A 6,867-nucleotide genomic window follows, 5' to 3' on the forward strand; every position below is an offset into this window, starting at 1 on the left:
TTAATTAGTGTATTTCAAAAATTCTTTACTCTGTCCGCTAAATTCTAATAAATTAGCTAGTGAAACGATGTAAATATATTCAGTATTTAAGATTAATAATTTTACAACAGAAAGATTTGTTTCTGCATCAATAACGTCTGTTGAAGTTGCTAATCCTTCTGCAAAAGCTCTTGTTCTTACTCTTAATAATTCGGTAGCAAATTCTTCTTGAACTTTTAAATTTTTAATTTCTTCTTGACTTTTTTCAATTTCGAAATAAAGATTTTCAATCAAAGTTTTTACATCCGTTTGTGCTTTTGCTTCTAAGAAATCAATGCTTTCTCGAGTTGAGATTACGGCTTTTAATTCATTTTTGTTTTTCATTCCTCCAAAAATGTTATAAGTAACGCCAACTCCAACTACCCAAGGTCTTTCTCTAGATGAGTCTAAAATTCCAAATGCAATTGGGTCGTTATGAAGTAAAGTTGTTTGACCAAAAAGTGCAATATCTGGGTAATAATTTGATTTTTTTGCTTTAATACCTTCTTCAGCTAATTTTTTTTGAAGTAGAATTTTTTGTAATTCAGGATAATTATTGATTGCTGATTCTTTATAATATTCTAAAGTTTTTAATTCAGCTGATTTTACAAATGGTGTAGATAATGTTCCTGTTATTTCGTCAGCATCTAATGTGTTTGCAAGAGCAGTTCGAGCTAATTTAATATTTTTTTCAGCAGCCGAGAATTCACGGTTTGCTTCAGAAACAGCTACATCAGCAACTAATCTTTCTGCAGGAGCGATAATTCCGTTTTCTTCTAGTTTGGTTGCATTGAAAAGGTGATGTTTCATTGCATCTAAAACCTGTTTACGAACAATGTAAGCTTCATCGGCTAATTTAACTTGAAAATATCTTGTAGCAAGTTCAGAAATCAAATGATTTTCAGTTCCTTCAATTGTTTTATCAATGATTTCTCCCTCTAATTCACTTGCTTTTACGGCAGCATTAATTTTCCCACCAGTAAAAATGGGCCAAGTTGCATTTAATCCAGCAAACATCATTTCCTTTTTTCCAACTTGTACTTTCCAATCTCCTAAAACACTAGCGTCTGGTAAGGTTAAAAAATTAGCTAAATTGTTACGAGCGTCATTGAAGCTTAAATCTAATTTACGGTCAAAAACAACACCCATCGCATAAGCATTCAATGTGGGATAACGTAATCCTTTGAATGACTTGGTCACATAGGTTTGAGTTTCACTTTGTTTATTTACAGCTTTTAAGGTATTGTTATCTCGATACATTTGATTGTATGCATCAGAAAACGATAAGTTTTGAGCTTTTGTTTGTTGTACAAAACATAGAACAAAACAAACTCCTATTTTTAGATAGTGTTGTGAAGTAAACATTAGGTTTGTGGTTATTGTTAAACGTTACTTAAAAAACATTTAATATATTAATTCTCATAAAGATATTACTCTCAAATTAACAAATGTTTATTACAAATTTCGGAAGTTTTTTTAAAATATTCCTTCTTTTTTTTAATAAAATTTTAAAAATGACCTTTTTACTTTAGTTTTATGTTTTGATTTTTTGATATTGTGTAAATCTTTTAAGTGTAAAAATGATTATAATTTAGAAAATGGAAATATAAGTAAGTGATTTTTTTGTTTAATGTAAAAATTTGTAAAAGTTAGATTTTATAAAACTTCCTGATTCCAAGCCAAAACTTGAATGCCTTCAGAATATCTAATTAAATCTGGTTTTCTGTTCAAATCAATATCTTTGAGAAAGTAATTTGTTTTCAGTTTAGTGTAGGTTAATTCCTTTACTTCCCAGGGTAGGTGGTGAATTTCATATCGAATTAATTCATCATTTAAATCCAAATATAAACAATATCTTTCGGTAAGAAATATATCTAAATCCGTTTTGTCAGTCACAAGATTACCGATTTTATAATCAATTTCTAGATTATATCCTTTTGTCTTAAAATTAGCAATTAGTCTATTGTTTTTCAAATCATGAGTAACGTCAGATTTTTGATAAGGTAGTCCCGAAATTTTACGAGATAAATATCCTGAAAGCCATTTTTGAGATTCAATATTTAGAAAATAAACACCTGGTTTGTTATCTTTAGTAACGTAAGTTCTTAAATTGATTTCATGAAAATTTGAAATTGGAGGAAAAGATGGTAGCAATCTTGGACGAATTTTTTCCATTGTAAAAGCGACTAACGAAATCCAAGCTTTACCGTTATAAGTATCTATTTCAACTCCTGAAGGAATTAATTTTTCGATGATTTCTTTTTCAATTGCCCAATGAAAAAAAAGTGCTTTATTCCATTCTTGATAAAAACTCCAATTGTTATTTGGATTTTCCCAAGTTCGATGCGATGTGTAATTGAGCATTTCTGAAGTCGAATATTTTTTCATAACAAAATTTTTTCTTAATAAAGTTACTGAATTATTTCGACAAAAAAAGATGACTTAAAAAGTCATCTTTAGAATATTTTTATTTTGATATAATCGGAAGTTTAGTATTAAGCATTTGTTTTACTTCGTTGGTCCATTCATCTTTTAAGATGCTTAAAACCATTGTATCTCTTCGTTTTCCAGTTGGACAAATGGCATTACTTCTAATAACTCCTTCAACTGTGCAACCGATACTTTTCAATGCATTTATGCTTCTAATATTTTCTGTATAAGCTCTAAATTCTACACGTTCCATTCCCATTTTTTCAAATGCAAATTCCAACATCAAAAATTTACAATGTTTGTTGATACCAGTTCCTTGAAAATTCTTTCCAAACCAAGTATATCCCATTTGAAGTCGATTTGTATTTAGATGGATATCACAATATCGAGTTGCTCCAACATACTTTTGTTTTGTTTTGTCAAAAATAATAAATGGATATTCGTTTAGTTTTTTTCTTTCATCAAGCGCTAGAGCAATGTATTTTTTTAAATTTTCAGGATTATCTGCCTTGACCATGGAATATTGCCAAATCTCGGGTTCATTGACCGAAAACTCCAAAAGGTTTTCAAAATCCGATTCCTTTAAAGGGATTAATTTAGCATATTCATTTTCAAGAATATAATCATTTTCAAAATTAAATAATTTCATTTAGTTCGCTTGTATTTAAAGTGTGAAAAATACATTATTTAGGTTATTAAAAGAATTACTCTTTGTTAGCAAATTGTAAATGTTTAAAATAAGTTTGATATGTATTTAAAAGTGCGCGAATATAGTGATTTATTTCAATACAAAATGACAGTGTAATTGTTAAATTTTATCGCTTTCAGATTCCGTAATTATTTTATTGAAAAATGCTTTACTCATTTCGTCAAATGACGTATTTTGAAGTAGTTGAGTGGATTTATTTGCCATGTCTTTGAATTCTTCTTCCGTGATTTGTCCATCAAAAAACGAGTTGTAATAATTGCTTACAATTCCAAAAATCCCATTTATTTCATGTTTTTCAATGCTTTTGTTTTTTGCATAAATGATTCGCATAAAATTTGCAGAAACATAAGCAGCGATTTCAAGCGCATCGTCAATAGAAATGTTGTTGTTGTTTGCTTTTAAATTTAGAAATGTTTGTAAATCTAAAGCGATTAGATCTTCTATGTTTTGTGATTCCATATTTATATTAATTTAAAAAAACCTGCTATTTCTAACAGGTTTCTATTTTTAGTGACAATTTTTGTCTAAATGTTTTTTTATTGTTCCGTTTGCACAATTCGGAATTTCATCAAAAGGATAAAGCTCATCTACCATAACTCCGCCTTCATCAATTTTAAAAGTAATTTCTTCTCTAGTTGTGTAGCCATCACCATCATCATCTAAATCTAAGAAGTTTGGCGTTCCATCATTGTCAGTATCATCATCCCAAAAATCACCATTACCGTTTACATCTTCATAGATTGATAATAATCCGTCGTTGTCATGATCTGCATGAACTTTACTTACCAATGTAATATCAAAAATGATTGGTGAATATCCAGGAATATTTAATTGAGCTGAATTAAAATATCCTAAACCAGAAGGAATAAATACGATTACTCTTCCTGGGTTATTATAAACTAAAGTTCCATCAGGATTTTCTGTAATAGAAGTAGCTGTTTTTATTTTAGTTAAGATTTGACGGTATCCAGAAATTACTGTTGATGGTGTGTAAATTGTTTCAGGAAATCCACTCCAAAATCCAGTGTCATTTTTGTCAAAAATATTATGGTTTAAATTATAACCCGTGTATTTTGTAAATACATTGTCAATCGTAATAGGGTTTTCGCCACCACCTTCATTAATTACTAAGTAATATAATTTATAAGTTACAGGATCTTTAATCAATCCGTCAACTTTGTTTGTGGTTCTTGAATCGTTTTTAACTTCGATATACTGTAAAGGATATTGTGTTTGGCTCCAAATTGTGTTTGAACTTCCTTCTGTAATTGAATCAAAAGTTACATTGTTTTCGTTATCAACTGTTATTGAGGTGCTTTTTAAGAAAGATTCAATCTTTGTAATGTTTTCATCATAAACTTCTTGACGCTCTCTAACTGGTACAATTTCAACATCGTCATCTTTTTTGCAACTCCATAAACTGATTGCTAAAGCAGCGATACAAGTATATTTTAAAAATCTATTCATTTTTCAATTTTTTTAATGGTGCAAGATACAATTTTCATTTATTTTTGTTTCATATTTAACCCAATTTTATAAATTAAAAATGCGAGTAGATAAATATTTGTGGTGTATTCGATATTACAAAACACGTAGTATAGCCACCGAAGCTGTGAAAAAAGGTCATGTTTCTGTAAATGGTCAGCAAGCGAAAGCTTCTCGAGATGTTTTTGCAGGCGATAAAATCACACTTCGAAAAGATCAAATCAATTATGTAATTTCGGTTTTAGGAGTTCCAGATAATCGAGTAGGAGCGAAGTTGGTTGATATGTATCGTAAAGACGAAACTCCTGCGGAAGCTTTTGAGCATTTGGAACTATTGAAACTTTCCAAAGAACATTATCGTGCAAAAGGCGACGGACGACCGACTAAAAAAGACCGTAGAGATATTGATGGATATTTATTAGATGACGAAGAAGATGAATCAAACGTTGAATAAAGAATATTGGAAGAAACGTTATCAAGAAAACGAAATAGGTTGGGATGCAGGAAGTGTTACAACGCCAATTAAGGAATTTATTGATCAACTAAATGATACAAATGTAAAGATTTTAATTCCAGGTGCCGGAAATGCTTACGAGGCTGAATATCTTTGGAAATGTGGTTTTAAAAATATTTTTGTGATAGATATAGTTGAAGAACCTTTACAAAATTTAAAGTCGAGAATTCCCGATTTTCCTGATGAGCAATTGATTTTAGGAGATTTTTTTGAATTAAAAGATTCGTATGATTTGATTTTAGAACAAACATTTTTTTGTGCATTAAATCCAAATCTACGAGAAGCTTATGTGAAGCAAATGTTTTCGCTTTTAAAACCAAATGGAAAGTTGGCTGGTGTTTTGTTTGATTTTCCTTTAACTAAACAAGAACCTCCATTTGGAGGAGATTATCAAATGTATTTATCTTTATTTAATCCTATATTTGCAATTAAGAAATTTGAAGCTTGTTATAATTCTATTAAGCCGAGAGCTGGAAAAGAATTTTTTATATTATTAGAAAAATTATAAGATGGAAAAAAATATTATTTTAAACCAAGACCAAATCAAACATATAACAAAGCGAATTGCTTATCAGATTTATGAAACCTTTTCAAACGAAACTGAAATCGTAATTGCTGGAATTGCTAATAGCGGATTTGTGTTTTCTCAAAAAATAGCTAAAGTTTTAGAAGAAATTTCAGATTTAAAAGTTGTGATTTGCGAAGTTCAGGTAAATAAACAAAATCCAAATGAGCCAATTGTAACTTCGATATCAGAAACAGAATATGCAAATAAATGTATTGTTTTGATTGATGATGTTATGAATTCTGGAGCAACATTGATTTATGGAGTTCGTCATTTTTTGAATGTTCCAATCAAAAAATTTAAAACAGCAGTTTTGGTTGATAGAAATCATAAGAACTTTCCTGTTAAAGCAGATTTTAAAGGAATCTCTTTATCGACTTCATCAAAAGAACATATACAAGTAGTTTTTAATCAAAACGAAGAATACGCTTATTTAAGTTAAATAAGCGTATTTTTTATTTCTTGGCTAATTTCATCAATTGATTTATTATCGATATTGATCTTGTATTTAGCTTTGTTGTAGAAATAACTTCTGTCAAATAGGTGTTTGGCTATAAAAGTTTCTAAATCGTCTTCTGTGTTGTTTAAAAGTGGTCTGTGTTCTATTTCTGATTTCAATCGTTCGCTCAAAGTTTTTATCGAGCCTTTTAAATAATAAGAAAGAACGTTTTCTTTTTCAAAATGTAAATGATTATTTGCATAGCAAGGCGTTCCGCCACCTAAACTGATAATCATTTCTTCATCTAAATTTAATAATTCATTTAAATATTGATGTTCTAATTTTCGAAAAAAGATTTCGCCTTTAGTTTCAAAGATGGCTTTAATAGAATTTTGATGTTTTTCTTCGATATATTTATCCAAATCGTAAAATGGGATTCCTGTGTTTTCTGAGAGAAATTGTCCAATTGTCGATTTTCCTGAACCCATATACCCAAGAATAATAATTTTTTTATTCATAATAAATGTTTGTAAACGAACTGTTTAAAAAAAGGTTGAAATTTTTAGGGCAAATTTAATAGAATTTGTCTTGTGAAATCAAAAAAGTGCCCTATATTTGCACCCGCATTCAGGAAGTTAAATGCAAGACTCGATAGCTCAGTTGGTAGAGCACAACACTTTTAATGTTGGGGTCCTGGGTTCGAGCCC

9 protein-coding genes are annotated in these 6,867 nt (G+C 29.5%); 3 read left to right on the forward strand and 6 right to left on the reverse strand.

Annotated elements, in window-relative coordinates:
* The 5 genes from EG240_RS13670 to EG240_RS13690 all read right to left on the reverse strand — a co-directional run bounded on the left by EG240_RS13670 (nucleotide 1) and on the right by EG240_RS13690 (nucleotide 4,624).
* Nucleotides 1-1,383, reverse strand: a complete 1,383-nt coding sequence (locus EG240_RS13670; protein WP_125019920.1) for a TolC family protein — start codon at nucleotides 1,381-1,383, stop codon at nucleotides 1-3.
* A 291-nt stretch (nucleotides 1,384-1,674) separates the two neighbouring features.
* Nucleotides 1,675-2,406: a YqjF family protein gene (locus EG240_RS13675; RefSeq protein WP_125019921.1), complete on the reverse strand. Its 732-nt coding sequence runs from the start codon at nucleotides 2,404-2,406 to the stop codon at nucleotides 1,675-1,677.
* Nucleotides 2,407-2,485: 79 nt separating this feature from the next.
* On the reverse strand, nucleotides 2,486-3,097 hold the full coding sequence (locus EG240_RS13680; RefSeq protein ID WP_125019922.1) for a GNAT family N-acetyltransferase: 612 nt from the start codon (nucleotides 3,095-3,097) through the stop codon (nucleotides 2,486-2,488).
* Nucleotides 3,098-3,256: 159 nt separating this feature from the next.
* Entirely contained in the window at nucleotides 3,257-3,616 is a 360-nt protein-coding gene (locus tag EG240_RS13685; protein WP_125019923.1) for a hypothetical protein, read from the reverse strand.
* Between the two features lie 48 nt (nucleotides 3,617-3,664).
* Nucleotides 3,665-4,624 carry an FKBP-type peptidyl-prolyl cis-trans isomerase gene (locus tag EG240_RS13690; protein WP_125019924.1) on the reverse strand — a complete coding sequence of 320 codons (960 nt, stop codon included), beginning with the start codon at nucleotides 4,622-4,624 and terminating at the stop codon, nucleotides 3,665-3,667.
* A gap of 79 nt (nucleotides 4,625-4,703) precedes the next feature.
* Here EG240_RS13690 and EG240_RS13695 point away from each other — a divergent pair, with 79 nt between their 5' ends.
* Genes EG240_RS13695 through EG240_RS13705 form a run of 3 tightly spaced genes read left to right on the forward strand, consistent with a single transcriptional unit; the run spans nucleotide 4,704 to nucleotide 6,163 of the window.
* The gene (locus EG240_RS13695) at nucleotides 4,704-5,096 is read left to right on the forward strand and encodes an RNA-binding S4 domain-containing protein (RefSeq protein ID WP_125019925.1); all 393 of its coding nucleotides are present in this window, start codon (nucleotides 4,704-4,706) and stop codon (nucleotides 5,094-5,096) included.
* Nucleotides 5,077-5,664, forward strand: coding sequence for a methyltransferase domain-containing protein (locus tag EG240_RS13700; protein WP_125019926.1), 588 nt, complete (start codon nucleotides 5,077-5,079; stop codon nucleotides 5,662-5,664). Before EG240_RS13695 ends, EG240_RS13700 begins: the two co-directional genes overlap by 20 nt.
* Nucleotide 5,665: 1 nt before the next feature.
* Nucleotides 5,666-6,163, forward strand: coding sequence for a phosphoribosyltransferase family protein (locus tag EG240_RS13705; RefSeq protein WP_125019927.1), 498 nt, complete (start codon nucleotides 5,666-5,668; stop codon nucleotides 6,161-6,163).
* Here the strand turns inward: EG240_RS13705 and EG240_RS13710 are convergent.
* Complete coding sequence (locus EG240_RS13710; protein ID WP_235830388.1) at nucleotides 6,160-6,678, reverse strand: shikimate kinase; 519 nt, start codon at nucleotides 6,676-6,678, stop codon at nucleotides 6,160-6,162. The two genes, EG240_RS13705 and EG240_RS13710, sit on opposite strands and share 4 nt — an antisense overlap.
* Nucleotides 6,679-6,867: the final 189 nt, after the last annotated feature.

This window comes from Paenimyroides tangerinum (genome assembly GCF_003865405.1).
Classification (GTDB): Bacteria; Bacteroidota; Bacteroidia; order Flavobacteriales; family Flavobacteriaceae; genus Flavobacterium; species Flavobacterium tangerinum.